The organism is Bradyrhizobium sp. UBA2491 (assembly GCF_002341725.1).
Classification (GTDB): Bacteria; Pseudomonadota; Alphaproteobacteria; order Rhizobiales; family Xanthobacteraceae; genus Bradyrhizobium.
Map to the genome: position 1 here is coordinate 862 of NZ_DDOP01000057.1, position 22,198 is coordinate 23,059.

Consider the following 22,198-nt stretch of genomic DNA (forward strand, 5'->3'; position numbering starts at 1 on the left):
GGAGGCCGAGACCATCAACGCCGATCTGCTGGCGTTCATCAAGGGCTGACTCAGGACCCCCGGGGAGGATTCGAGATGACGTGGGGCATCCCGACGCCTGTCTTTCTCCAGATCCATGTGGCTCTCAGCCTCGTCGGCTGCGGCCTGATTCCACCAAGGAGACCATGATGTCGAAGCTCGAAATGCTCACCCCGCAGAACAGCGCCATTGCCTTGATCGACTATCAGCCGGCGATGTACCAGGGCGTGCAGTCGCACGACCGGCTGGTGGTGTTCAACAATATCCAGATCCTGGCCAAGACGGCCAAGCTGTTCAAGATTCCGACCGTGCTCACGACGGTGGCCAAGGATACGTTCTCCGGGCCGTTCATGCCCGAAGTCACCGAGCTGTTCCCGAACCACGACATCGTCGATCGCACCTCGATGAACTCCTGGCTCGATGCCGGCTTCCGCAAGGCGGTCGCAGCGACCGGGCGCAAGAAGTTCGTCATCGCCGGCCTCTGGACGGAAGCCTGCGTGATGTTTCCGACGCTCGACATGCTGAGGGAAGGCTACGAGATCTACATCCCGGCGGATGCTTGCGGCGACCTCTCGATCGAGGCACACAACCGCTCGATGGACCGCGCGGTTCAGGCCGGCGCCATTCCGATCACGTCGTGCCAATACCTGTTCGAGCTGCAACAGGATTGGGCGCGCCAGGAGACTTACGAAGGCGTCATGGACATCCTGCGTGCGCACTCGCCCTACGGCATCCAGATCCGGTTCTCGAAATGGGCGTTGGGCGAACACGCGTCCGAAGGCGGCAAAGCGGCCTGAACCAAGGCTGCCTGAAGCGAGACCATGCCATGAAAATGTATCTGCTGTCGTTGGGCGCCGGCCTGCTGGTCGGCGTGATCTACAGCCTGCTCGACGTCCGCTCTCCGGCGCCGCCATTGGTGGCGCTGGTCGGGCTGCTCGGCATCCTGGTCGGCGAGCAGATCATTCCGGTCGGCAAGCAGCTGCTTTCGGGATCGGCTCTGGCTGCGGCATGGACCAAGGAAAACTGTACTTCACACATCTTCGGCGCGCTGCCCGGCCGGCATGGCACGGCGAATGCGGCCGACAAGACGGAGGCGCGCTCATGACGGCAGTGCCGGATTTCATCCTGCATCGCGGACTCTTCACCACGCTCGACCGCGGCAATCCGGCCGCGAGCGCAGTTGCGATCAAGGATGGTGTCTTCACCGCGGTCGGACAGGACCACGACGTGATGAAGCTCGCCGGTCCGGCGACGAAGGTGATCGACCTGCGCGGACGCCGGATCCTGCCGGGGCTGATCGACAACCACCTTCACATCATCCGTGGCGGCCTCAACTTCAACATGGAGCTGAGGTGGGACGGCGTTCGGTCGCTCGCCGACGCGATGGCGATGCTCAAGAAGCAGGTCGCGATCACCCCGCCGCCACAATGGGTCCGGGTCGTCGGCGGATTCACCGAGCACCAGTTCGCCGAGAAGCGGCTGCCGACCATTGACGAACTCAATGCCGCGGCACCCGACACCCCGGTCTTCATCCTGCATCTCTACGACCGTGCGATGCTGAACGGCGCCGCGCTGCGCGCCGTCGGCTACACCAGGGAGACGCCGGAGCCGCCGGGCGGCGAGATCATGCGCGACGCCAGAGGCAATCCGAGCGGGCTTTTGCTGGCCAAGCCGAACGCCAATATCCTCTATGCGACGCTGGCGAAGGGGCCGAAGCTGCCGTTCGAGTATCAGGTCAATTCGACCCGGCACTTCATGCGCGAGCTGAACCGGCTCGGCGTGACCGGCGCCATCGACGCCGGCGGCGGCTTCCAGAACTACCCGGAGGATTACGCGGTCATCCAGGAGCTGTCGGATGAGGGGCAGCTGACGATCCGGCTGGCCTACAATCTCTTCACCCAGAAGCCGAAGGCCGAGAAGGACGACTTCCTGAACTGGACCAGGACGTCGAAGTACCAGCAGGGCACCGACTATTTCCGCCACAATGGCGCGGGCGAAAATCTGGTGTTCTCGGCGGCCGATTTCGAGGATTTCCGCGTGGCGCGGCCGGACATGCCTCCGGAAATGGAGGGTGAACTCGAGCAGGTCGTCCGCATTCTGGTTCAGAACAAATGGCCGTGGCGGCTGCATGCGACGTATGACGAGACCATCTCGCGCGCCCTCGACGTGTTCGAGAAGGTCAACCAGGACATGCCGCTCGACGGTCTGCACTGGTTCTTCGACCATGCCGAGACCATCTCCGACCAGTCGATCGATCGCATCGCCGCGCTTGGCGGCGGCATCGCCGTGCAGCATCGGATGGCCTATCAAGGCGAATATTTCGTCGAGCGCTATGGCTATGGCGCGGCCGAAGCGACGCCACCGGTACGGAAGATCATCGACAAGGGCGTCAAGGTGTCGGCCGGTACCGATGCGACGCGCGTCGCCTCCTACAATCCATGGGTCGCGCTCGCCTGGCTGGTCACCGGCAAGACCGTCGGCGGACTTCGCATCACGCCGCAGCGCAACTGCCTCGATCGCGAGACGGCGCTCCGGATGTGGACCGAGAACGTCACCTGGTTCTCCAACGAGGAGGGAAGAAAGGGGCGCATCGCGGTTGGCCAGTTCGCCGATCTGGTGGTCCCGGATCGGGATTACTTCTCCTGCGCCGAGGCCGAGATCGCTGACACCACCAGCGATCTGACGATCGTCGGCGGCAGGGTGGTCTATGGCGCCGGTGACTTCAAGTCGCTCGACGATGCCGCGCCGCCGCCGGCGATGCCCGACTGGTCGCCGGTGCGCACCTTCGGGGGATACGGCGCCTGGGGTGACGCGGAAGGGCAGACTTCCGCAGCGTCGCGGATGGCCTTCAGCGCGTGCAGTTGCGCCAGCCAGTGTTCGGTGCATGGTCACGATCATGCCCGCGCCTGGTCGAGCCGGATCCCCGCGTCGGATCTCAAGTCGTTCTGGGGCGCGCTCGGCTGTGCCTGCTGGGCGGTCTGATATGTCTGTTCGCGCCGATACGCCGTCGCTGATCCGCGGCATCCTGGCGTGGCCGGGGCTATGGCCTGCGGTCCGGCTTGCGCTGGTGTCGGCCTATCTGATCGGCGGCTTCACCAAGCTGTTCGATTTCGCGGGCGCGATCGCCGAGCAGGAGCATTTCGGGCTACGTCCCGGTTGGCTCTGGGCGGGCCTTGCCATCATCGTCGAACTTGGCGGCTCGGCGCTGGTGGTGGCCGGGCGCTGGGTCTGGTTCGGCGCGGGTGGCCTTGGCGTGCTGACGTGGATCGCGATGCTGACCGCCAATAATTTCTGGGCCTTGCAGGGCCGAGAGCATTTCATGGCGCTCAACGCGTTCTTCGAGCATCTTGGTCTCATCGCCGGATTGGTCCTGGTCGCGATGACCGCTGCCAAGGACAAGCCGGCGTGAGCCGATCCGATCTCTACACTGCCTCGAGGAGATGTCCCGTGATTTCGTCCAGAACGTTCGCAGCACTGCTGTTCGCCGCATCCCTGTCGCTGCCGCAGGTCGCGTTCGCACGCGAACCGGCTCCGCACACGGTCTATGGCGTCGGGCCGCAATACGACACCACCCATGTCTATGTCGCGCCCGACGACGTCGACAAATTCGTGGCGAGCTTCCTGGCGACCTTCGGGGGCCAGAGCACCAAGCAGGTGGTCGCGACGGTCACGCCGACGCCGAGCAGCACGACGTCGCAGCTGTTGCAGACACCGGTCGGGACCGTCTCATTGTTCGGGTTCAAAACCCCGATACCCTATCCGTTCGGGGCCGAGCGGACCGGATATCTCGTCACCGACATCGATGCCGCAGTGAAGGCGGCGCGGGCTGCGGGAGCGGACGTGGTGGTCGCGACCTTTCCCGACCCGATCGGGCGCGACGTCGTGATCCAGTGGCCGGGCGGCGTCAACATGCAGCTCTACTGGCATACGACCAAGCCGAACTACGCCGCATTCCAGACCGTGCCGGAAAACCGGGTCTATGTCTCGCCCGACCGCGCCGACGCATTCGTCGGCAGCTTCCTGCGATTCTCGCGCGGCAAGATCGTATCGGACGACAAGAAGGCTTCCGCGACGGAGATCGGACGCCCGAACGAGACCTACCGCCGCATCCGCCTCGAGTCCGTGTTCGGGAAGATGACCGTGATCGTCACCGATGGACACCTCCCTTATCCCTATGGCCGCGAGATGACCGGTTATGAGGTCTCGGATCTCGACGCTGTCATCGGCAAAGCAAAGGCTTCCGGCGCGACGGTTCTGGTCGAACCGTATGTTTCGGATCATCGGCGATCGGTCATGGTCAGCTTTCCGGGCGGCTATGTCGCCGAGATCCACGCCGCCGCAAAGTAGCGGGCTTCGTGCTACCGTGTAGCGGGGGGCAAGCCGCCAGGCTTGCGGTGAGACAGATGACCCGGGCGTGCCGATGGTGAGGGGGAGGACGATCAGCGGCAGCTATGTCGCGCTGGGGTTGGCTGGCTGTCTTCTCACCAGCCCGGCCGTCGCCGAGGACGCCGCGCCGGCGCGACCAGCGATCGAGATGAACCGCTGGCAGGAGGATTGGTCGGTGCTGGCCAATTCCGCACTGCGAACCGACGTGTTCGACCCGATCAAATACATCCCGCTGTCGCCCTGGGATCCGAAGAGTTTCATTTCACTGGGCCTGACGCTGCGCGAACGATTCGAGCATGTCGACGCGCAGGCGTTCGGCACCTCGGGCAACAAGGCCGACAACTATCTTCTGCAGCGGCTGCAATTCCACGTCGACGTTCATTTCGACGAGCACTGGCAGATGTTCGTGCAGCTCGAGGATGCGCGTGCCTTCGACAAGAACGTCATCTCGCCGGTCGACCAGAACCCGCTCGATCTGCGGTTGGCGTTCCTCGCCTATGTGAATGCGACCGAAGCCGGGACCTTCAAGGCGCGAGTCGGGCGCCAGGACTTCGCCTTCGACTTGCAGCGCTTCGTCTCGTCGCGGGACGGACCGAACGTCCGCCAGTCATTCGATGCCGCCTGGGCGGACTGGGAGACGGGATCGTGGCGCTTCATCGGGTTCGTCAGCCAGCCGGTCCAGTACAACAACATCCAGCCGTTCGACGACACCTCGAACAGCCATTTCCGTTTCCACACGCTGCGCGTCGAGCGGTTGGTGTTCGGGAAGGACGAACTGTCGGCCTATTATTCCTACTACGGGCGCGACAATGTTCGCTTCCTCGACGCCAGCGGTGACGAGAAGCGGCACGTGTTCGACGGCCGCTTTGCCGGAAAATGGCAGCAGCTCGACTGGGATCTCGAGGCGATGGGCCAGCTCGGCACGGTCGGCGCCAAGGACATCCGGGCCTGGGGCGTCGGCGCCCGGGCCGGCTATACGTTCGAGCAGACCAGTTGGCAGCCGCGGATTGGCCTCCAGTTCGATGCCGCCTCCGGAGACCATCATCCCGGCGACAACGTGATCGGTACGTTCAATCCGCTGTTTCCCAACGGCTACTACTTCACGCTGGCCGGTTTCACCGGCTATACCAATTTGATCCATCTGAAGCCGTCGCTGACCGTGAAGCCCATTCAAGGTCTGTCCATCATGGCGGCGGCTGGATTGCAGTGGCGCGAAACGACGGCGGATGCGATCTATGTGCAACCGAATATCCCCGTGGCGAATACGGCGGGCACGGGTTCGGCGTGGTCCGGCGTGTACGCCCAATTGCGGGTCGATTATCAATTCGACGCGCATCTCACCGGAGCGATCGAGGCGGTGCACTACAAGGTCGGCGACACCATCCTGCGCGCCGGTGGTCATGACAGCGACTATCTTGGTATCGAGCTCAAATATGCACTTTGAGTGGGACGCATGACCCGAGACTTGTTTCGACCGCTACTGCCGTTGGTGCTGAGCCTCAACGCGGGCTATGTCGACACTGCGGGCTTCCTCGCTTTGCAGGGGTTGTTCACCGCCCACGTCACCGGCAACTTCGTCACGCTTGGCGCGTCGCTGGTGCTCGGCACGTCCGGCGCCGTAGCCAAGCTGCTGGCGCTGCCGGTGTTCTGCCTTGTTGTGATTCTGGCGCGGCTGCTCAGCACCGCGCTGATCCGGCGCCAATTACCGGCCCTGAAGATCATTCTCGGCGTGAAGTTCGCGTTCCTGGTGATTGGCGCCGCGCTGGCGATCCATTTTGGTCCGTTCACCAACGGCGATGCCGTCCCGGCCGTCGTCACCGGCATGGTGCTGGTCGCTGCCATGGCAATCCAGAATGCCGCGCACCGGATTCATCTGGCCAGTGCGCCGCCGTCGACGCTGATGACGGGAACGACGACCCAGATCATGATCGATCTCGCCGACATGTTGCAGGGACCGAAGCCCGAGACCGGGACGCCCGGCGCCCGGCTTGCCCGGATGTCGACCAACATCGTTGCCTTCGCCCTCGGTTGCGCGTCAGCGGCTTTGCTCTATGCGCGGTTCGGCGTCTGGTGCTTCGTGCTTCCACCGGCGCTGGCTTGCGTCAGCCTGTTCCTCCGAATGACGACGGAGGCGGAGAGCCGCAAGACGTAGATGGAAAACCGTGAATGAACGGCATGCTCTTGGGCGCGTCGGAGGGGCATTCATAGTACGCCCGACGCGGGGGCGGCAGCGGCGCGCTTGTGGAAGTCGTCACCCCCGTCGGGGACACGCTTGTCGCCTTGCGCCTCGGCCTCGTCGAAGATGCAGGCACGCCAGTCCGGGGTTGGACAATTGTTCGGCCAGGCGCCGCCGAGTGCCATGAACAGTGCGGCGACGTCGGAAAGCCGGGCGGCCTCGGCCTGCACGCGCGTGATCACCGCGTTGAGATAGACCTGCTGGGCGGTCAGCAACGTCGCCTGGTTGATCAGGCCGGTCACGAGCTGTTTCTGGATCAGCTCGAGACTGTCTTTGGCGGCGAGTTCAGCCTTGATCGCGGCCTGGACCGCCGGGGTGTCGGCTTGCAGGCTGCGCAGGGCGTCGGCGACATTCTGGATCGCGGTGATTACCGCCTGGCGGTACAGCGCGTCGGCCTGGTCGAGCGCCGCCTCTGCTGCCTTCTGCTTGTGGTACAGGGTGAACCCGTCGAAGATCGGCTGCGTTGCGCTTGCCGCCACCGTGTAGAAATAGGTCCCCGGGGTGAAGAGCCCGGCAAGCGTCGTCGCCGCGCTGCCCGGGTTGGCAGTGATCGTAAAATTCGGCAGTCGCGCGGCGACCGCAACCCCGACTTGCGCGCTCGCCGAATGCATGAAGGCTTCGGCCGCCCTGACGTCCGGGCGCTGCCTGATCAGCGCCCCGGGCAGGCTGACCGGCAGATTGCGCGGCAGCGCGAGTTGCTTCAGGTCGAACTTCTGCAAGATCTCGTCGGCCGAGAATTGCCCGGCAAGTGCGGTGAGCAGGTCGCGTTGGATCGCGAGCTGCTTCTTGAGGGGCGGCAAGGTCTGCTCGACCTGCGCCAACGCCGCCTGCTGCGCCAGCACATCGGTCATCGCGGCCTGACCGGCACCGAGCTGCTTTTGCAGCAGGTCCAGGATCTCGCGCTCGATCTTGATGATGCGTTCGGTGCCGACGATCTGGCCCCGCAGCGACGCCTCCTGGATCGCAGCGGTGACGACGTTCGCGGTTAGCGCGAGATGAGCGGCCTCGAGCTGGAATTGAGCCTGTTCGGTGAGCGCGTCGAGATTCTCGACGGCGCGGATATTTGCGCCCCAGACGTCGGGGACAAAGCTGATGTTGAGTTGGGCGGTATGCAGGGTGAGGCGCGTCTGGCTCGACGGATCCGACGTCATGTTGTTCGACTGCAACGCGTCGGACGGCGTGTAGTTGATGCCCGCCTGCGGAAAGAACAGGCCGCGCTGCGCCAGCGCGTTGTAGTTCGCGACCCGTATCGCGGCCTCCGCCGCCTGCAAGGTCGGATTGTGGTTGACGGAGAGGCGGATCAGCTCGTTGAGCGGCCTGGAGCGGAAGGTCGTCCACCACCGTGTCGGAATGTCCGCGCCCGGAATGAAGCGCTGGGAGGCGACGTGCGGCGGTTCGACGGCAGGGTGGGGCGACGTCAGCGGTTCGGGCGTGTAGCGCGCGACGTCCGGCGTCGGCGGTGACACGAAGTTGGGGCCGACCGCGCAGCCGGACAACATCATTGCCGCGAACGGCGCGGCGACCAGACAACGATAGTTCAGCATTGCAACCCCGATCGCCCCGAGCAGGCGATGGCAGCCATGGTGATGCCGCCGCCGCTTCACTCGCATGAGTCAACGAGGCCCGAACGCTAGAGCAGTTGGTTCTGCGCGAAACTGCGACTTGTCACGGCCTGCAATTGGGATTCGTCACAGTGAAATGCCGGAAGCGGCGAGGCATTGTTGGCGGCATTTCCGAACAGGCCGCGCACCGGTGCCGCGGACAGATGGGTCACGCCGATGGCAAACGCCAAGTCCAGAACGATCGTCGCGAGAGTGGTCGCCGGCGCAGTCTGCTTCCTCGCAGGAGCCTACTCCGTCAACTATCTCCAGCACTGGCTGCGCGCCGGGGCCGGGCTCGTGAGCCCGGACGCCAACGCCAAGACGGACGCGGCGGGCGTAAAGACCGGCGCGACCGGCGGTGTCCCGAGCGTCGAGCTCAACAGCAAGCAGATGTCGACGGTCAAGGTGGAGCCGGTGACCGAACTGGAGTTTCCGATCGAGAGGACCGCGGTCGGCAGCATCGACTTCAATGAGGACATGACCCTACAGGTCTTCACCCCGTACCAGGGACGCATCCTCGAAGCTTTCGCCAAGGTTGGCGATGACGCGAAGAAGGGCCAGGTGCTGTTCACGATCGACAGCCCCGACCTGCTGTCGGCCAGCTCGACCCTGATCGGGGCGGCCGGCGTGCTCGAACTGACGACGCGGGCGCTCAATCGTCTTAAGCTGCTCTACGAGACCAAGGCCGTCGCGCAGAAAGACCTCGAACAGGCGGTGTCGGACCAGCAGGCGGCCGAAGGCGCGCAGAAGGCGGCGCGCGATGCCGTTCGCATCTTCGGCAAGACCGAGGCCGAGATCGACATGATCGTCAAGGAGCGGCGAGCCGACCCGAAGCTGGTGGTGAAGAGCCCGATCGACGGCCGCATCACCGCGCGCAGCGCTGCACCCGGGCTGTTCGTGCAGCCGGGCAACGCTCCGGCGCCGTTCTCGGTAGCCGACACGTCGACCATGTGGATGCTGGCCAATGTCGCCGAGAGCGACGTCTCGGCGATTCACGTCGGGCAGGACGTCAAGGTCGAGGTGATGGCATACCCCGGCGAAGTCTTCCGCGGCCACATTTCGACGATCAACTCGAATGTCGATCCCAACACGCACCGGATGCTGATCCGCTCCGACATCGAGAATCCGAAGCACGAGCTGCGCTCCGGCATGTTCGCGCGCTTCTCGATCAAGACCGGTGAACCGGTGCGCTCAGTGGCCGTGCCGCTCGGCGGCGTGGTCCGGGACGGCGACGGGACCATGACCGTGTGGGTCACGACGGACCGCAAGCGCTTCATGCAGCGCATCGTGAAGACTGGGGATCAGAAGGACGGGATGCGTCAGGTCCTCGAAGGCCTTCAGCCGGGCGAACTCGTTGCCACCGATGGCGCGCTGTTCCTGAGCAACATGCTGGCGATCGGGCAGGCCGGCGGCTAGCGCCGCCCGCACTGAATTGCTGCCCACAATACGCGGACGGAAGACATAGGAAGAGGCCTGCGGTGCTCAAGGGAATTCTGACATTTGGTCTGGCGCGCCGCGCGATCGTGCTGCTGGGGCTGCTCGTATTCATCGGCGCGGGCTTTCTGGCGTTCCAGAAACTCAACATCGAGGCCTACCCCAATCCGGCACCGGTCATTCTCGAGATCACGGCGCAGGCTCCGGGCCTCTCGGCCGAGGAAATGGAGCGCTACTATACCGTACCGATGGAGATCGGGCTTTATCCGACGCCGGGCGTCGAGAATATCCGTTCGACCTCGTTCTACGGGCTGACCTTCGTCCGCGTCACGTTCAAATACGGCATCGACTATTACGCGGCTTATACGCAAGCCGCGCTGAGCTTGCAGCAGAACGTCACGCTGCCGCAGAACCAGGTTCCGCAGATCCAGCAATCGAGCCTGACCGGTGAGATTTTCCGCTATCAGATCGTCGGACCGCCGCATTTCGGATTGACCAACCTGCGCACGGTGCAGGACTGGGTGGTGTTGCGCCGGCTGTTCTCGGTGCCCGGCGTCGTTCAGGTCAATTCGTGGGGCGGCACCACCAAGCAGTACAATGTCGACGTCGACCTCCACAAGCTCGACGCCTACAGCATCACGATCCCGCAGATCATCACGGCGCTCGGCAATTCCAACATCAATGTCGGCGGCCGCGAGATCACGGTCGGCCAGCAATCGGTCAACATTCGCGGGCTCGGGTTGATCGATTCCGGCGGCACCGACGACCTGACGCAGGGCTATCGGACCCAGGATGTCGAAAACATCGTGCTGACGCAGCTCAACGGCGTGCCGGTCACGATCAAGGACGTCGCCAAGGTCGCAGTCGGGTTCGTGCCGCGGCTCGGCATCGCCGGCCGCGACCATGAGGACGACGTGGCGCTGTCCATCGTCGTCATGAATCGCACATTGCACACCAACGACGTGTTGCCGAAAGTGCAAGCCGTGGTCGAACAGATGAACCGCGACGGCACCTTGCCGCCCGGCGTCAAGCTCGTGCCCTACTATGATCGGAGCACGCTGGTGTCGGTGACGACCCGTACCGTGGTCCACAACCTCGTCTTCGGCTGCGCGCTGGTATTCCTGATTCAATGGATATTCCTGGGCAATCTGCGCAGCGCCATCATCGTCGGCGTCAACATTCCGTTCGCGCTGTTCTTCAGCGTCATCATACTGGTGCTGATGGGCGAGGACGCCAATCTGTTGTCGGTCGGCGCCGTCGACTTCGGCATCATCGTGGATTCGGCGGTCATCCTGGTCGAGAACGTGTTCCGCAATTTCCAGCAGCGGCCGGAACAGCGGCAGGAAACCCTCGGCTATCTCGCCGATGGAAGGTGGGGCGACGATCCGACCCGCGAGCGGATCGGCGCCACCAATGTCTGGACCGACCGATTGCGGCTGATCCTTGCCAGCGCGTTACAGGTCGACATGGCGATCCTGTTTTCCGCGCTGATCACGGTTGCGGCCTTCGTGCCACTTTTCACCATGCAGGGCGTGGAGGGGCAGATCTTCGGACCGATGGCGCGTACTTACGCCTATGCGCTGGCCGGCGCGTTGATCGCGACGTTCACGGTGACGCCGGTTCTTGCCTCCTATCTGCTGCCTGACCAGGTGCACGAGGCCGAGACCATCCTGGTTCGCGTCCTGCGCAAGATTTACGAGCCGGTGCTGCACTGGTCGCTGGTTCACCGCAAGACCATGGTCGTGGTCGGCCTGGTTTTCCTCGGGCTGATCGGATTGATGGGAACGCGGCTCGGCAGCGAATTCCTTCCGCATCTCGAGGAGGGCAATCTCTGGATCCGCGTGGCGATGCCGCCGTCGCTCGGCCTCGATGCCGGCACGCCCGCGACGGCGCGGCTGCGCGAAATCCTGCTCACGCATCCGGAGGTGATCACGGCGGTCACCCAGCATGGCCGCCCCGACAACGGGAGCGACGCCTCGCCGTTCTCCAATGTCGAGATATTCGCGCCGCTCAAGCCGTTCGACCAATGGCCGACCGGTTATACCAAGGAGAAGCTGATCGAGGAGCTGAACAAGGAGTTCACCGACGCCTTGCCGGGAGCGGTGTTCAACTTCTCGCAGTACATCCAGGACAACATCGAGGAGGCGATCTCCGGCGTGAAGGGAGCCAATTCGGTCAAGATCCTCGGGCCCAATCTCGCCGTCCTCGAGCAGTTGGCCACCCAGGTCCAGGCCGAGATGGAGAAGGTCCGCGGCGTGACCGATCTCGGCGTATTCCACGTGCTCGGCCAGCCCAATCTCAACATCAAGATCGATCGCGAGAAGACCATGCGATATGGGCTCAACACCGGCGACGTCAACACAGTGGTGCAGGCGGCGCTTGGCGGCACCCAGGCGACGACGCTGCTCGAGGGCGATCGTCAATTCCCGGTCTCCGTCCGTCTCGATCACGACTACCGCGACAGCCTCGAATCGGTCGGTGACATCAAGGTCGGCTACAGCACGGCGAGCGGCGCCAACGCCTATATCCCGCTGCGCGAGCTCGCCACCATCTCGCTCGATACCGGTGCCTCCTACATCTATCACGAGACCAGCACGCGCTTCCTTCCCATCAAGTTCAGCGTCCGTGGCCGCGACCTCGGCGGCACGGTCGCGGAAGCGCAGGAGCGGATCGCGAAGAACGTCGCGCTGCCGGTCGGCTATCGCATCGTCTGGGCCGGTGAGTTCGAGGATCTCGAACTCGCCAAGAAGCGGCTGGAATTCGTGGTGCCGATCAGCCTGCTGATCATCCTTGTGCTGCTCTACGGCCTGTTCAACTCGTTGCGGGACAGCCTGCTGGCCCTGGCCGGCATTCCCTTTGCCATCGCCGGCGGCATCGTCGCGCTTTACGTGTCCGGCCTCGACTTCAGCATCTCGGCCGCGATCGGCTTCGTCTCGCTGTTCGGCGTGTCGGTGATGGATGGGATCCTGATGATCACCTACTACAACCAGGTTCTGGCCGGCGGCATGCCGCGGGTCGAGGCGATGTTCCATGCGGCGACCCAGCGCATGCGGCCGATGCTGATGACTGCGATGTCGGCCTGCATCGGCCTGCTGCCCGCGGCGATCTCGTCGGGAATTGGCAGCCAGGTGCAGCGCCCGCTGGCAACCGTCGTGGTCGGCGGCATGCTGATCGGGCCGATCATGCTGCTCGTGGTCGTGCCGGCGCTTCGGATGATGTTCCTCGGCCGCGAGGGCGAGGCGGAGGGCGCGGGCGGCGCGCAGAACCTGGCGCCGGCCGAGTGATCGGGTGGCGCTGTCGTGTGGCTTGAGGAGATCGTCATGAGAGCGAGTTCATCCCTGTTGATCATACTGGCCCTGACAATGACTGAGCCGGCTATCGCGCAGGATGCCGGCGGAGCGACGACGGCGGCCTCGGGCTCCGGTCAGGGCGGCGGTGGGACCTCCGCAGGCGGCGGTTCGGCGTCGCCGAGCGGCGGCGCAGGCACCGCGTCGACAGGCGATGCGGCGAAACCCGACAAAGGGAGCGCGAAAGGCGGCAGCGTTGACGTCGACACGGCGTTTGCCCCAAAGGGCAAGAGCGCAAAAGGCGCGACGCCAATCAGCCCCGTCAGGTTGCCGGTCGCTGCTCCCGCTGCGGTTGCCGCGAAGCCGCGGCCGGTCGGCAAGCCGCAGGTCCCGGCTGCGAACGCGGTGGCCGTAGTGTCCCCGGCTGGCGCCGCGGCAGCGATCAAGCAGGGAGCCGGCCTCCCGTCCGCGAAGGTGCCGTCAGCCACCCGCGCGCCAAGCCCTTCCGCATCGGCTGGCGTCGGCACGCCGGGCATCAGCGGAACGGACCTGATGCGACCTGCCGCAAGGACTGCGGCGGTGGGCAGCTTGCCGAAGGGCGCCACCGGCGCCCTCAGCGGGAGCAGCTTCTCGCCCAGGCATCCCTGAAGATCCGGCAATGAACCAATGTATCGATCGGGTGATCGGCAATGAGCGAAGCTTCGTCGCGGAGGAGGTCGGTCGTGCCTAACCAACAATCCGGAACGACGTCGCCGGCGATGGAGCGGGGGCATCAGGAGAAGATCCGTGAAATCCTCCGCCTCGAACTGGAATGCGCCGCCGATGCGTCGTTGCGGAAAGGCAATCTGACTGCCGCCAGGATTCTCCGGAAGCTTGCCGAGAGCACCCGGCATGTCGAGGTGCGGGCGCTCTATGCCTACGCACAGTTACTGGACGACATCACGGCCCCAGCTGCCTCCTCGGACGAACTGCGCAAGATCGGCGGCGATTGGCTTCCGGCCACCGCCACCGAATATGTCGAGCGGCTCGTGTCAGTCCGACGGACAGGCGGACAGGCGAGCGGGACGAGGGGGAAGCAACCGCCGTGAATGCCGCGATCACTGGATCGGGAGCGGCAGCTCAAGGCTCGATCAGCCGCCCCGTGACTGCCTTGATCGCGGCCTGCGTCCGGGTCGCGACCCCGAGCTTGATCCGCGCGTTGTCGACGTGAAAATCGACTGTCCGCTTGCTCAGTCCGACGATCTTGGCGATTTCGGCCGAGGTCTTGCCGCGCGCCACCCAGGTCAGGGTCTCGATCTCGCGGTCGTTCAACTGCGCCTCCTTGGCCCAGACATCGGTTCGCGCGACATGCGATAGCCGTGCGTTGATGATCGACGCCAGGATATCGAAATCGATCGGCTTGGTGACATAGTCGTCGGCGCCGAGCTCGCGTCCCTTCAACTCGTTGCGGCGATCGGTCAGGGCAGTGAGGAAGACGAAGGGCATGTTGTTGAAGCGGGGCGCGATCTTGGTCAAGTGCTCGAGCACTTCGAAGCCCGACATCACCCGCATGTTGATGTCGCTCAGCACCAGGTCGGGCATCGTCTTGAAGATGGCGGCAAAGCCTTCGCCGCCGTCATAGGCCAGGGTGACCTCGAAACCGCGCTCGAGCAGCTCCTCGGCGATCAGGGCTGCGGTCTCGCGATCGTCCTCGATGCACAGAATCTTCTTCTTGATGTCCGCCATACTTCGCCTCTGGCCCGGAACAGCTCGAACAGGCTCGCCGCAGCCTTAAAATGTATCCCGGAACGAGGCAAATGTGATAAATCACAGTAGCGGCCATGCGCGAAAGCCTGTGATGAAATTCCCACAAGTTCGGATGGATTGGCCGCAGAGACGGTGATCGCACCCAGGGTCACATGATGCGCAGGCGTTCGCTCAACTACCTCCTTTCCCTGGTATTTCTGTTCTTTTTCCTGCTGATCACGGCGTTGGGCCTGTTCAGCATCGAACGCCTGGGCGAGTTCAACCGGGCGGCGGCGGACGTCCGGGACGTCTGGCTGCCCAGCACGCGCGCGATCGGGGACCTCAACAACTTCACGTCGGACTTCCGCGCCGCGGAGGGGCGTTATCTGTTGTCCGCGAGCCACGAGGCGGGGTCGAGCAAGAAGGAGATCGAGAGCCTCGGGCGGGCCGTCGAGCAGGCCGAGAAGGACTACGAAAGTCTCCGCAAGTTGCCGGCTGCGGCCGAGCTCTACGCCAAATTCAAGGAAGGCTGGACGGCCTATCGCGGCATCGTGGACGAGGTCCTCGAGCTCTACGAGACCGGACAGGTGTCGGAAGCCGTCAACCTTTACCGGACGACCTCGCAATCCACCTTCGACGCGAGCAGTGATGCGCTGGACCGCGTCACCCGTCTCAACGTCGCAAGCGCGGCCGCCGCCAGCGACGAGGCCGACGCCGCATACAGGAATTCGCGCGCGCTGATCCTCGTCGCGATGGGTATTGCAGCGGTCCTGATCATGGCGGCGCTGTTCTACGTGAAGCGCTACGTCTCGAAGCCGCTGCTGGAACTTGCCGGCGGCATGCGCCAGCTCGCGGGCAACGACACCGACATCGAAATTCGCGGGGCGGATCGGATCGACGAGATCGGCGAAATGGCCCGCGCGCTCGTCGTGTTTCGCACCAATGCGATCGAGCTGATGCTGAGCCAGCGTTCGCTGTCGCAGCAGGCAACCATGCTGGAGGAACGGCTGGCACAGGAGCAGCGGCTGAACCAGCTACAGCAGGATTTCGTGTCGATGGCCTCGCACGAATTCCGCACGCCGCTGACCGTGATCGACGCGCAGGCGCAGCGTCTGGCCAAGACCAGTCAGGTGACGACGGGCGCGGAGATCGCCGAGCGCGCCGGCAAGATCCGCAAGGCGGTGCTGCGGATGACCACGGTGATCGACAAGCTGCTCAACTCCTCGCGCCTCGTCGATGGCGATACCCAGCTTTACTTCCACCCTGTCGAGATCGACCTTCGCGTGATCCTCGATGAGGTCTGCCAGCTCCATCGCGATGTCGCTGCGCAGGCAAACATCCATCAGGCGCTTGGCGCCACGTCGCTGCCAGTGCTCGGCGATGCCAAACTGCTGTTCCAGATGTTCGGGAACCTGATCTCCAATGCCCTGAAGTATTCTCCCGACGGCAGCCTGATCGAAGTCGCCGCTGCGATCGAAGGCGACCAAGTCGCGATCGCCGTCCGCGACCATGGCATGGGCATTCCCAGGAAAGACATTGCGAGCGTGTTCGACCGTTACACGCGCGGCAGCAATGTGTCCGGAATCGTCGGCACCGGCGTCGGCCTCTATCTGGTCAAGATCGTTGCCGAGCTGCATGGCGGGAGCGTCGGCGTCGAGAGCAAGGAGGACGAGGGATCCTGTTTCACGATCCGTCTGCCGCTCTCGCGTGTGGTCAAACCGCGGCGTCTGGCCGGATCGCAGTTCGCCGCCGCCGAACCGGACCACACCTGAGAGATGGATTCTTGAAGTAGCGGACATAGCAATCCCAGCTGACGAGGAGGCCGGCCTCGTGTCCCGCTTTCGCGAATCGCTCGAATCTCCGAAGCTCCGCCTTCACGGATTTCAACTGTCGTTTCCTGCGCGACTTTCCCATCGGCGTGGCCCCGGTTTCTGGATGGGCGTGTGCTGGCTGCGTAGCCGAAACCGGCCGCGGGCTTTGCCACGGTCGTCGATCGTGCAGCGATTGATCGATTAGGCGGCGAACAAATGCCGCCGTAAACTGTGACAATTGCCGTCCAACCGCTGGATTCGTGACAGTCGCGTTGGTACGTCCGGCGCTTCCTGACAGGTCGCAAAGTCTTGTCGATCGGTGGCTGATCGCATCGACGATGCCAAGAGAACGGTGCGTCTCCGCGCGGGCTGATTGCGACAGCAGACCCGCAGCTTAAGACATTGGTTATCACTTTGCTTTCAATTTCACGACCTCATTCAGCAAAGAGGCACCATGTCTGACATCACCATTCCCGGCGGAAAAATTCGTTCCTTCATCGAGCGAATCGAAAATCTGGACGCGGAACTACTGGAACTGAACGAGCAGAAGAAGGAAGTGTTCTCGGAAGCCAAGGGCGAAGGCTTCGACGTCAAGATCCTCAAGGAGATCGTCAAGCTGCGAAAGCAGGATCAGGACGAACGCGACGAGCGCGAATCGCTGCTCGATCTCTACATGCGCGCCATGGAAACGGCGCCGGCGGACAAGGCTGCGAAAGCGGCTTGACGTCCGAAGGCCGTGCTGTCGGTCGAGCCGGAGTGTCTCTCACTCCGGCTGTGGCCGATGCATGATGGTCACGATCGAGCACGGCTTCCGGACTGAATCTATTGAACCACCGGGGCGGTTCGGTCAGGATGTTAGTGGTCAGCTCTAGGATGGTGGAAAGCTACCGTTCAATCGCTGCTGACAGAGCTTTTGAATTCGCACCGGAGAACCTCGAATGAAGCCTGGCGCCTCGAATGCTGATGCGCTTGTCATGCGCGATGACCATGATGGCTGGGCACAGCTCACGCTGAATCGGCCTGACAAGCTGAACGCGCTGACGGTCGACCTTTTCAGGGAGCTGCGAGAGCACGTCGCCGCTCTCGGTGATGATGAACGCATTCGCTGCGTGGTGTTGCGAGGCGCCGGGAAATGCTTCTCGGCCGGACACGACCTCGCGGATATCGGCGCCGGCGAGAAGCCTCCTTCAAAGGGATGGCATAGCGAGACGCTGCGGTTACTGGAGAGGTTGCCGAAGCCGGTGGTCGCCGCCGTGCATGGTCATTGCTACACCGGGGCGCTAGAAGTGGCTTTGGCTTGCGATTTCATTGTCGCCGCCGACAACGCCCGCTTTGGCGATACCCACGCGAAGTGGGCCCTGACGCCGGTCTGGGGCATGAGCCAGCGCCTACCGCGGCGCGTAGGCGTCGCAACCGCCAAACGACTGATGTTCACCGCTGACATGATCGACGCGTCCGAGGCTGTGCGCATCGGGTTGGCTGAATTTATTGTCCCGATCGATCGTTTCGACGCGGAGATCCAATCGCTCGCGGAGCGCATCGCGCAGAACTCGGCGTTTTCCCACGCCGCGAACAAGAGCCTGCTTGATGCAACGGACGGCCTGCCGCTCGACGCGGGCCTGCAATGGGAAATTCTGGAGAGCCGGGGCCGTGGCCCCGATATGCAGGAACGTATCGCAGCCTTTAAGAACAAATCCCGGTAATTCGGGTTGGCTCTTGGAGCCTGCTTCGATGTCCTGTGTCGTAGCCCTCCGATTCCATCGGAACGGGAAAGGCGCTAGTTGAGCGGAGCGCCGCCGGTCGAAATCGGGCCTGCCGGCTTCGGGGCGCGAGCGGCCGGCGGTTTCCTCGGCTTCGGGGCGGCCTGCGCGACAGGGGGGCGCTGCGGCTCGGCGGCGACCGGTGCCGCCGGCGCCATGGCTGGAGCGGAACGTTGCAGTGCGTCGACTTTCGAGGTCAGGGCCGCCAGTTGGTCGACGATCGTCTTCAACTGCTCCTGCTGGTCCGCGACCGCCCGGCCGAGTGTGGCGAGATCTGCTTCAACCTTCTGGTGGCTCGCGAGCAGGTCCGGCAGCGCTTCCTTGTCGCCCGCGGCCGTGTCCTTGCCTGCCGCCTCCCGGCCGAGAGAGGGGACCACCATCGCAATTTCGGGCCAGGCGTAGACGGCGCCCGCGCCTGCGAGGCCAAGGACGATCAACAACAGCAGGACCCATGGCCAACGGCGGCGGGGCGTGGCCAAGGGAGTTGACGGCGAATGGCCTTGCCATGCCTGGTCAGAATCGTTGCTCATAAAAGCTTCCTAGTCGCCCTCGCCAGCCGTTGCAATCGATGTGCAAGGCGGTCCGTGGAATGCAAAATGCCGACAGCCGCAACAGTGGTAAATCAAATGGGCATTCAAATAGATTCGATGATCTCCTGTATACGCGGTTCGGGGCAGGCGAGGGAGACTATTGTTTGCGGAAAGCGGAAAAGCGGCCGCGCGGGAGGCCGGGGGATCTTCTGATCGCGATGGCTTGCAACCTGCCATCGAGCCGTCGATCGCCGATGAGCGCGATGCGCGCGTCGGACCATTCCGTGCCTGAATTGTGCGGACATTCGCGATGACTGCACCGTTCACCGCGGTGAACCTTCGCGAAGTCATCAGGCGCTGCGGCACCGTCGCGTGTCTCGCCGAAGCCTGCGATGTCCGGCCTGATGCGACGCCCATTTTCCATGCCTCGGAAGCCGCCGCTGCGCCCTTGCACCGCTGCGCGCTGCGGGTGGACTTGTCCGCCGCGCAGTGTCCCGGTGGTTTGGGATGGCCGGGGCTTTGAGATCTCAGATGTGGTGCGGTCGGGGCGGCTCGCCGACCCGACCCTGCGCTGCGCAATTGCAGCAGCGGCAGTGGCGATCCCCGTGCGGATTGGATCACTCATGTCCTGAGCAGGACCGGCTCTTTCCGCGCCGCTGAATAGCGACCTTGCCCCAATTCGAGCGCCCGGCAGCGCGATCTCCCATTGACAGGGTCTCCAAGGTGATAGAATTATAACACAATAAGTTGTAAAAATAACACGATGTCATCATCGCATCAGCGGGTCGCGCGGCTGACGGGAGGGAGTGGAATTGTCCGGTTCGATCGCGGCAGGGCCTCGGCCGTCGACGTCGCTGTTGATGGTCGGCGGCGTCAACAAGCGCTTTGGCGGCGTGCGGGCGCTGCGCGACGTCAATCTCGAGGTCCGTCCCGGCGAGGTGCACGCGCTGCTGGGCGAGAACGGGGCCGGAAAATCCACGCTGATCAAGATCCTCAGCGGTGTTCATGCGGCCGACAGCGGCAGCATCGAGATCGCCGGCCGACCGGTGGCGTTCGACAGCCCGGCAAGATCGCGCGAGGCCGGGATCGCCGTCGTCTATCAGGATCTCAGTCTCGTCGAGTCGCTCAGCGTCGCTGACAATCTGCTGCTCGGCCGCGAGCCGCGCGCGCGGTTCGGCTTTGTCCGGAAGCGCGAACTGGTCGCCAAGGCCGAAGCGTTCCTGGGCGAGCTCGGTATTCCCCTCGATACGCGTGCGGCGGTCGGTTCGCTGCCCTTCGCCTACCGCCAGATGACGGAGATCGCCAAGGCGTTGATGGGCGAGGTACGGCTGTTGATCCTCGATGAGCCGACATCCTCGCTGACCTCGGATGAAGTCCGCATTCTGTTCGATGCGATCGGGAAGGCGACGCGCCGCGGCGTCGGCGTGATCTATGTGACCCATCGGCTCAACGAGGTCTTCGAAGTCTCGCAGCGCGTCACCGTGCTCCGCGATGGTGCCAACGCCGGGACGTTCGTCACCGCCGATACCGACATGAAACGGCTGGTGAACGCCATCATCGGCACCGATCGATTGATGCCGGCCGCGTCGCGTACCGAGCGCGCGGCAACGCGTCCGCTCAATCCAGCGCCCGCGCTGTCGCTGTCAGGCGTGTCCAACGACCGGCTGTCCGCTGTCGAACTGTCGGTGATGCAGGGTGAGATCCATGGTCTCGCCGGCTTGATCGGGAGCGGGCGCACGGAAATTCTGGAGACGATATTCGGGCTTCGGCCGATGCAGAGCGGCAGATGCGAGATCGAGGGTCGGCCTTGGCTGCCGAAGAGCCCGGCCGACGCGATCGAGCACGGCGTCGCGCTGGTGCCGGAAGACCGACACGTGCAGGGCCTGGTGCTGGACCATTCGATCGAGCGCAACATCACCCTGCCGCGGATTCCGCATTTCTCGCGCTGGGGCTTCATGCAGCGCCGCGCTGCCGCCCGGCGTGCCGAGGCTGCGGTCGCCAGGCTGTCGGTGAAGGCGCAGGGCACATCCAGCCTGGTCAGGACATTGTCCGGCGGCAACCAGCAGAAGGTCGTGTTCGGAAAATGGAATGAGCCGCGGCCGCGCGTGCTGCTGCTGGACGAACCGACCGTCGGCGTCGACGTCGGCGCCCGCGAGGAAATCTATGGTGTGATCCGCAATGCCGCCCGCGACGGCACCGGCGTCCTCATCGTCTCGTCGGATCTCGTCGAGCTGATCGAGCTCTGCGACCGTATCTCGGTGGTCGTCGACGGATGCGTCGCCCAGACGCTGGTGCGCGGGGAAATCGACGATGCCGAGGAGCTTCATCATCTCCTTCAGATCTATCAGGCTTCCGGACAAGGCCAATTGCAAGAGCTGCCCGCATGACCGAACTGACCGCGCCGAATATCGTCGCTTCGCCGACCCGATCCGATCGACGCCGCAAGCTCTTGCAGAACCTGCTGCGCGGCGAGCGGCCTTACATGCTGTACATCGCCTTCGTGGTGCTGCTGGTCGTGTTCAGCCTGTCGTCGCCCTGGTTCCTCTCGGTCGACAATTTCCTGAATATCGGACGCCAGACCACGCTGGTGTCGATCATCGCGGTCGGCATGACGTTCGTCATCATCGCGCGTCAGATCGATCTCTCGGTCGCATCGACATTGGCGCTATCGGGAATGGCGGCCGCGCTGGCGATGAGCCAGATCTACAATAGCTGGATCGTTGGCGCCGTCGCCGGGCTCGGCACCGGCGCGCTGGTCGGGCTGCTGAATGGCATCCTGACCACGCAGCTCTCGATCCCGTCCTTCCTGGTGACGCTTGGGTCGTTGAGCATGGCGCGCGGACTGGCGATGATGGTGACCAACACCAAGCCCGTCATCATCACCAACGAGACCTATTTCGCGATCTTCGGCGAAGGCACCTTCCTGGGCATTCCGGTTCCGATCGCCTGGACGCTGGCGGCGATGGTCGTCGGCGTCCTGCTGCTGCACTACAATGTGTTCGGTCGCCGCATCTATGCGGTCGGCGGCAATCCGACCGCAGCGCTCTATTCCGGCATCAACACCAAATGGGTGACGACCGCGGCCTTCGTGCTGACCGGCGCGCTGGCCGGGCTCGCAGCATTGGTGCTGTCGGCGCGCTCCCATGCCGCACGGCCCGACGTCGTACAGGGGATGGAGCTCGACGTCATCGCTGCCGTGATCCTCGGTGGTTGCAGCCTGTTCGGTGGCCGCGGTTACATCCTGGGAACGCTGTTCGGCAGCCTCATCATCGGCACGCTCAACAATGGCCTCGTGCTGCTTGGTGTCAGCTCGCCGATGCAACTCGTCATCAAGGGGGCGATCATCGTGGCCGCGGTCGCCTTCACGAAACGCTAGAGCACGATCTGGAAAGTGTAGGGGCAAGGTCGCC

General features: G+C 64.0%; 20 protein-coding genes. 16 read left to right on the forward strand and 4 right to left on the reverse strand.

All coding sequences use genetic code 11. From position 1 onward, the window contains the following. Positions 1 to 167 precede the first annotated feature (167 nt). The 7 genes from B2W55_RS18655 (at position 168) to B2W55_RS18685 (ending at position 6,556) form a co-directional block, all read left to right on the forward strand. Positions 168 to 815, forward strand: a complete 648-nt coding sequence (locus tag B2W55_RS18655; RefSeq protein ID WP_024582366.1) for a hydrolase — start codon at positions 168 to 170, stop codon at positions 813 to 815. A gap of 29 nt (positions 816 to 844) precedes the next feature. Next, positions 845 to 1,123: a XapX domain-containing protein gene (locus tag B2W55_RS18660; protein ID WP_024582365.1), complete on the forward strand. Its 279-nt coding sequence runs from the start codon at positions 845 to 847 to the stop codon at positions 1,121 to 1,123. Next, a complete protein-coding gene (locus tag B2W55_RS18665) occupies positions 1,120 to 3,000 on the forward strand; it encodes an amidohydrolase (protein WP_024582364.1) in 1,881 nt (626 codons plus the stop codon). The genes B2W55_RS18660 and B2W55_RS18665 overlap by 4 nt, the downstream gene beginning before the upstream one ends. A gap of 1 nt (position 3,001) precedes the next feature. Then, a complete protein-coding gene (locus B2W55_RS18670; protein WP_024582363.1) occupies positions 3,002 to 3,427 on the forward strand; it encodes a DoxX family protein in 426 nt (141 codons plus the stop codon). 38 nt (positions 3,428 to 3,465) lie between these two features. After that, positions 3,466 to 4,365: a hypothetical protein gene (locus tag B2W55_RS18675; protein WP_024582362.1), complete on the forward strand. Its 900-nt coding sequence runs from the start codon at positions 3,466 to 3,468 to the stop codon at positions 4,363 to 4,365. 73 nt (positions 4,366 to 4,438) lie between these two features. After that, on the forward strand, positions 4,439 to 5,848 hold the full coding sequence (locus B2W55_RS18680; RefSeq protein WP_035636150.1) for an alginate export family protein: 1,410 nt from the start codon (positions 4,439 to 4,441) through the stop codon (positions 5,846 to 5,848). A gap of 9 nt (positions 5,849 to 5,857) precedes the next feature. After that, positions 5,858 to 6,556, forward strand: coding sequence for a YoaK family protein (locus B2W55_RS18685; RefSeq protein ID WP_024582360.1), 699 nt, complete (start codon positions 5,858 to 5,860; stop codon positions 6,554 to 6,556). A 50-nt stretch (positions 6,557 to 6,606) separates the two neighbouring features. Here the strand turns inward: B2W55_RS18685 and B2W55_RS18690 are convergent, their stop codons facing one another. Together B2W55_RS18690 and B2W55_RS18695 are read right to left on the reverse strand one after the other, a co-directional pair. Beyond that, positions 6,607 to 8,184, reverse strand: a complete 1,578-nt coding sequence (locus B2W55_RS18690; protein ID WP_024582359.1) for an efflux transporter outer membrane subunit — start codon at positions 8,182 to 8,184, stop codon at positions 6,607 to 6,609. An 86-nt stretch (positions 8,185 to 8,270) separates the two neighbouring features. Continuing rightward, complete coding sequence (locus B2W55_RS18695) at positions 8,271 to 8,432, reverse strand: hypothetical protein (protein ID WP_157817273.1); 162 nt, start codon at positions 8,430 to 8,432, stop codon at positions 8,271 to 8,273. Between B2W55_RS18695 and B2W55_RS18700 the strand changes: the two genes are divergently transcribed. The 3 genes from B2W55_RS18700 (at position 8,419) to B2W55_RS18710 (ending at position 14,050) form a co-directional block, all read left to right on the forward strand. Further along, the gene (locus B2W55_RS18700) at positions 8,419 to 9,657 is read left to right on the forward strand and encodes an efflux RND transporter periplasmic adaptor subunit (protein WP_029879400.1); all 1,239 of its coding nucleotides are present in this window, start codon (positions 8,419 to 8,421) and stop codon (positions 9,655 to 9,657) included. The genes B2W55_RS18695 and B2W55_RS18700 overlap by 14 nt on opposite strands. A gap of 62 nt (positions 9,658 to 9,719) precedes the next feature. Then, positions 9,720 to 12,959, forward strand: coding sequence for an efflux RND transporter permease subunit (locus B2W55_RS18705; RefSeq protein WP_024582357.1), 3,240 nt, complete (start codon positions 9,720 to 9,722; stop codon positions 12,957 to 12,959). Between the two features lie 692 nt (positions 12,960 to 13,651). Continuing rightward, a complete protein-coding gene (locus tag B2W55_RS18710) occupies positions 13,652 to 14,050 on the forward strand; it encodes a hypothetical protein (RefSeq protein ID WP_145987189.1) in 399 nt (132 codons plus the stop codon). 31 nt (positions 14,051 to 14,081) lie between these two features. On the opposite strand, the gene B2W55_RS18715 is transcribed toward B2W55_RS18710, so the two are convergent. After that, entirely contained in the window at positions 14,082 to 14,687 is a 606-nt protein-coding gene (locus B2W55_RS18715) for a response regulator transcription factor (RefSeq protein WP_024582354.1), read from the reverse strand. Positions 14,688 to 14,863: 176 nt separating this feature from the next. On the opposite strand from B2W55_RS18715, the gene B2W55_RS18720 reads away from it, so the two are divergent. The 3 genes from B2W55_RS18720 (at position 14,864) to B2W55_RS18730 (ending at position 18,201) form a co-directional block, all read left to right on the forward strand. Continuing rightward, on the forward strand, positions 14,864 to 16,459 hold the full coding sequence (locus tag B2W55_RS18720; protein ID WP_160306770.1) for a sensor histidine kinase: 1,596 nt from the start codon (positions 14,864 to 14,866) through the stop codon (positions 16,457 to 16,459). A 493-nt stretch (positions 16,460 to 16,952) separates the two neighbouring features. Continuing rightward, a complete protein-coding gene (locus tag B2W55_RS18725; protein ID WP_024582352.1) occupies positions 16,953 to 17,222 on the forward strand; it encodes a DUF2312 domain-containing protein in 270 nt (89 codons plus the stop codon). Between the two features lie 214 nt (positions 17,223 to 17,436). Continuing rightward, complete coding sequence (locus tag B2W55_RS18730; RefSeq protein WP_024582351.1) at positions 17,437 to 18,201, forward strand: enoyl-CoA hydratase/isomerase family protein; 765 nt, start codon at positions 17,437 to 17,439, stop codon at positions 18,199 to 18,201. A gap of 74 nt (positions 18,202 to 18,275) precedes the next feature. On the opposite strand, the gene B2W55_RS18735 is transcribed toward B2W55_RS18730, so the two are convergent. Continuing rightward, a complete protein-coding gene (locus B2W55_RS18735; protein WP_024582350.1) occupies positions 18,276 to 18,788 on the reverse strand; it encodes a hypothetical protein in 513 nt (170 codons plus the stop codon). 310 nt (positions 18,789 to 19,098) lie between these two features. Here B2W55_RS18735 and B2W55_RS18740 point away from each other — a divergent pair, with 310 nt between their 5' ends. The 3 genes from B2W55_RS18740 to B2W55_RS18750 all read left to right on the forward strand — a co-directional run bounded on the left by B2W55_RS18740 (position 19,099) and on the right by B2W55_RS18750 (position 22,164). Next, positions 19,099 to 19,311 carry a hypothetical protein gene (locus B2W55_RS18740; protein WP_145987190.1) on the forward strand — a complete coding sequence of 71 codons (213 nt, stop codon included), beginning with the start codon at positions 19,099 to 19,101 and terminating at the stop codon, positions 19,309 to 19,311. A 283-nt stretch (positions 19,312 to 19,594) separates the two neighbouring features. Then, positions 19,595 to 21,175, forward strand: a complete 1,581-nt coding sequence (locus B2W55_RS18745; protein WP_100555088.1) for a sugar ABC transporter ATP-binding protein — start codon at positions 19,595 to 19,597, stop codon at positions 21,173 to 21,175. Then, positions 21,172 to 22,164, forward strand: coding sequence for an ABC transporter permease (locus tag B2W55_RS18750; protein WP_024582348.1), 993 nt, complete (start codon positions 21,172 to 21,174; stop codon positions 22,162 to 22,164). Before B2W55_RS18745 ends, B2W55_RS18750 begins: the two co-directional genes overlap by 4 nt. The last annotated feature ends 34 nt before the right edge of the window (positions 22,165 to 22,198 follow it).

Coding starts and splice junctions, on each gene's coding strand:
- B2W55_RS18655 (WP_024582366.1), top strand. CDS start 168: ATGTCGAAGCTCGAAATGCTCACCCCGCAGAACAGCGCCATTGCCTTG.
- B2W55_RS18660 (WP_024582365.1), top strand. CDS start 845: ATGAAAATGTATCTGCTGTCGTTGGGCGCCGGCCTGCTGGTCGGCGTG.
- B2W55_RS18665 (WP_024582364.1), top strand. CDS start 1,120: ATGACGGCAGTGCCGGATTTCATCCTGCATCGCGGACTCTTCACCACG.
- B2W55_RS18670 (WP_024582363.1), top strand. CDS start 3,002: ATGTCTGTTCGCGCCGATACGCCGTCGCTGATCCGCGGCATCCTGGCG.
- B2W55_RS18680 (WP_035636150.1), top strand. CDS start 4,439: ATGGTGAGGGGGAGGACGATCAGCGGCAGCTATGTCGCGCTGGGGTTG.
- B2W55_RS18685 (WP_024582360.1), top strand. CDS start 5,858: ATGACCCGAGACTTGTTTCGACCGCTACTGCCGTTGGTGCTGAGCCTC.
- B2W55_RS18690 (WP_024582359.1), bottom strand. CDS start 8,184: ATGCTGAACTATCGTTGTCTGGTCGCCGCGCCGTTCGCGGCAATGATG.
- B2W55_RS18700 (WP_029879400.1), top strand. CDS start 8,419: ATGGCAAACGCCAAGTCCAGAACGATCGTCGCGAGAGTGGTCGCCGGC.
- B2W55_RS18710 (WP_145987189.1), top strand. CDS start 13,652: ATGAGCGAAGCTTCGTCGCGGAGGAGGTCGGTCGTGCCTAACCAACAA.
- B2W55_RS18715 (WP_024582354.1), bottom strand. CDS start 14,687: ATGGCGGACATCAAGAAGAAGATTCTGTGCATCGAGGACGATCGCGAG.
- B2W55_RS18720 (WP_160306770.1), top strand. CDS start 14,864: ATGCGCAGGCGTTCGCTCAACTACCTCCTTTCCCTGGTATTTCTGTTC.
- B2W55_RS18725 (WP_024582352.1), top strand. CDS start 16,953: ATGTCTGACATCACCATTCCCGGCGGAAAAATTCGTTCCTTCATCGAG.
- B2W55_RS18730 (WP_024582351.1), top strand. CDS start 17,437: ATGAAGCCTGGCGCCTCGAATGCTGATGCGCTTGTCATGCGCGATGAC.
- B2W55_RS18735 (WP_024582350.1), bottom strand. CDS start 18,788: ATGAGCAACGATTCTGACCAGGCATGGCAAGGCCATTCGCCGTCAACT.
- B2W55_RS18740 (WP_145987190.1), top strand. CDS start 19,099: ATGACTGCACCGTTCACCGCGGTGAACCTTCGCGAAGTCATCAGGCGC.
- B2W55_RS18750 (WP_024582348.1), top strand. CDS start 21,172: ATGACCGAACTGACCGCGCCGAATATCGTCGCTTCGCCGACCCGATCC.